This is a genomic window from Sphingomonas sp., assembly GCF_036387595.1.
Classification (GTDB): domain Bacteria; phylum Pseudomonadota; class Alphaproteobacteria; order Sphingomonadales; family Sphingomonadaceae; genus Sphingomonas.
The window spans coordinates 1-2,609 of sequence record NZ_DASVTL010000093.1 but is presented as its reverse complement, the minus strand read 5'-3'; the positions used below and the strand labels follow the sequence as shown (position 1 = coordinate 2,609).

Below are 2,609 nucleotides of genomic sequence, written 5' to 3'. Positions count from 1 at the left end.
GTGGGGTTCGGCTTGCCGCAAGAAGCCACGGAACCTAGAGCGGTCTCGGGTTTTCGCGAAGCGGGAGGGTGACGAGATGCGCATGGTTCCGACTTTGGCGGCCACGCTCACGAGTGCGGCCACGGGTGCGGCGATGATGCTTGCATCGTGCGCGCCGCCGAAGGTTCTTTACGGCGATCGCGCCTGGGTCCGGCTCGGCGCGGTGAAGGGTCGGCCGGCGGCCGCCTATCTGAACATCCATGGGGGGCCGACTCCGACGACGTTGGTGTCGATCACCACTGACGTCGCCGTGAAAGCAGAGCTTCACCGGTCGATGCAGCAGGGCACGATGTCGACAATGAAGCCGCTTGCGAAGGTGGAGATCCCCGCCAATCAGGTCGTGAAGTTCGAGCCCGGCGGGCTGCACGTGATGTTCTTCGACATGAATCCCGGGATCAAGCCGGGCAGCACGATCACGCTGACGCTGACCTTCTCGGACGGCACCCGCATCCTGCAGGACGCCGGCGTGATCGGCGCGGGCGATCCGGCGCCCGAGTGACCGCGGAGAAGCGCCCGCTCACCCCGGGCGAGACCGCGCTGGCGCAGTCGGTGTTCGGCGGCGCGATCGACTATGCGCAGGTCAGGCTGGCGCGGCACAAATGGGCGTTCTTCCAGCCGCGCGACACGGTAATGGCGCCGCGCGGGTGCATCCACTTTCACCCCAGGGGCAGCAGCTGGCGCGACGACTTCGCTGCTTGTGCGCTGACCGACCAGGGGCTGTTCATCCATGAGATGACGCATGTCTGGCAGCATCAGAAGGGCATCTACCTGCCGCTCGCCCGGCACCCGTGGTGCCGATACGATTACGCGCTGAAGCCCGGCCAGCCGCTGTACCGCTATGGCATCGAGCAACAAGGCGAGATCGTGCGCCACGCGTTCCTGCTGCGACGGGGGGCGACGGTGCCGGGTGCGCCGGCGCTGGCGCAGTACGAGACGCTGCTGCCGTTCTGAGCTTTGGATGGATTTCACGCACGCGGGTTCCGGGCACGACGTTGCAAGACAATCCGTCACCCCGGACTCGATCCGGGGTCCCGCTGCCTGACGTGATTTCGGCCAGAACCTGTCTCGCGGCCGGGGAGATTAGCGGGACCCCGGATCAAGTCCGGGGTGACGAAAGGGTGTGGAGTTCCGAATATTTTTAACAGATCGGAGGAATGAACCGACCGGGGGCACCCTTCCTTAACCCCTCGCCTGCTACACTCGCACTATGCTCAAGTTCGTCCTCGCCGCAGTGCTAATGCTCGTGATGGTCGACTGCGCAGTCGACCGCGGTGCCTACACGCTCGCCGCGGTCCGCGCGACCGAGCGGGGGGTGCACAGCGTCGCGCATATGGGCGACGGGTCGCTGTTCAGCTGGTAATCGCCCGGCGCGTCACAGTGCGTCGAAGTCGATCGGCCCGTGCCGGTCGAGCGTCCACGGCGCGGGCGGCAACGGGTATTTCAGCCCGGTTGCGCAATTGAACAGCACCACGCTTTCGTCCTCGTCGACCAGGCCGGTCTTCACCGCCTGCTTGTACGCCGCGAGCGTCGCGCCGCCTTCGGGACACATCAGCAGCCCGTCCTTGCGCGCGCAATCGTCCACCGCCTGAAGGATCGCGGGATCGCCAACCGCGAGCGCCTGCCCGCCGCTCTCCCGCACCGCGCGCAGGATCAGGAAGTCGCCGACGGCCTTCGGCACGCGAATCCCCGCAGCGACGGTGCTGGCGTCTTCCCACCGCTCGGCATGCTCCTCGCCCGCCTCGAACGCGCGGACGATGGGCGCGCATCCGCTCGCCTGCACCGCATACATCCGCGGCCGGGCCGACCCGATCCAGCCGAGCTTTTCGAGCTCGTCGAACGCCTTCCACATGCCGATCAGGCCAGTGCCGCCGCCGGTCGGGTAGAAGATCGCATCGGGCAGCGTCCAGCCGCCCTGCGCAGCGAGCTCCAGCCCCATCGTCTTCTTGCCCTCGATCCGGTAGGGCTCCTTCAGCGTCGAAAAATCGAACCAGCGGCCTTCCGCGGCGCCCTTGCCGACGATCGCGCCGCAATCGTCGATCAGCCCATTGACCCGCCACACCCGCGCGCCCTGCGCGGCGATCTCGCGGACGTTCACCTCGGGCGTGTCGTCGGGGCAGAAAATGATCGTCTCGATCCCGACCCGGGTCGCATAGGCGGCGAGTGCGGCGCCGGCATTGCCGTTGGTCGGCATCGCGATCCGGGTGACACCGAGTTCCTTGGCCATCGCCACCGCCATCACCAGCCCACGCGCCTTGAACGAGCCGGTCGGCAAGCGCCCCTCGTCCTTCACCACCACGTTGGCGCCGCCCGAGCGCGGGATCGGGATCAACGGCGTCGCGATCTCCCCCAAGCTGACGATGTTGGCGGTGTGCCGCACCGGCAGCAGCTCGCGCCACCGCCACAGATCGGTCTCCCGCGCGGCCAGCGCTTCGCGCGAGAGGCTGGCCGCGACCGCATCGAGATCGTAGCGCACCAACAAAGGACGACCCGCTCGCGACAGGCCATGGAGCTGGTCGGCCTCGTAGCGCTCCCCGGTCAGCGAGCATTCGAGATGGGTGACGAAGGTCGGG

At 67.6% G+C, this 2,609-nt stretch carries 4 protein-coding genes; 3 read left to right on the top strand and 1 reads right to left on the bottom strand.

The genetic code is table 11. The features are described from left to right. From VF643_RS10860 to VF643_RS10850, 3 genes are all read left to right on the top strand, one after another. Window positions 1–538 (top strand): copper chaperone PCu(A)C (locus VF643_RS10860; RefSeq protein WP_331043409.1); only part of this gene is annotated, 538 nt, incomplete at its 5' end. Then, on the top strand, window positions 535–990 hold the full coding sequence (locus VF643_RS10855; protein ID WP_331043408.1) for a vgr related protein: 456 nt from the start codon (window positions 535–537) through the stop codon (window positions 988–990). The genes VF643_RS10860 and VF643_RS10855, both read left to right, overlap by 4 nt. 256 nt (window positions 991–1,246) lie before the next feature. After that, window positions 1,247–1,399: a hypothetical protein gene (locus VF643_RS10850; protein ID WP_331043407.1), complete on the top strand. Its 153-nt coding sequence runs from the start codon at window positions 1,247–1,249 to the stop codon at window positions 1,397–1,399. 12 nt (window positions 1,400–1,411) lie between these two features. Here the strand turns inward: VF643_RS10850 and VF643_RS10845 are convergent. Beyond that, a partial coding sequence (locus VF643_RS10845) for a threonine synthase (protein ID WP_331043406.1) occupies window positions 1,412–2,609 on the bottom strand: 1,198 nt, incomplete at its 5' end.

What these genes read in the sequence shown, in the direction of transcription:
- VF643_RS10850 (WP_331043407.1), top strand. Translation starts at nt 1,247, where the DNA reads ATGCTCAAGTTCGTCCTCGCCGCAGTGCTAATGCTCGTGATGGTCGAC.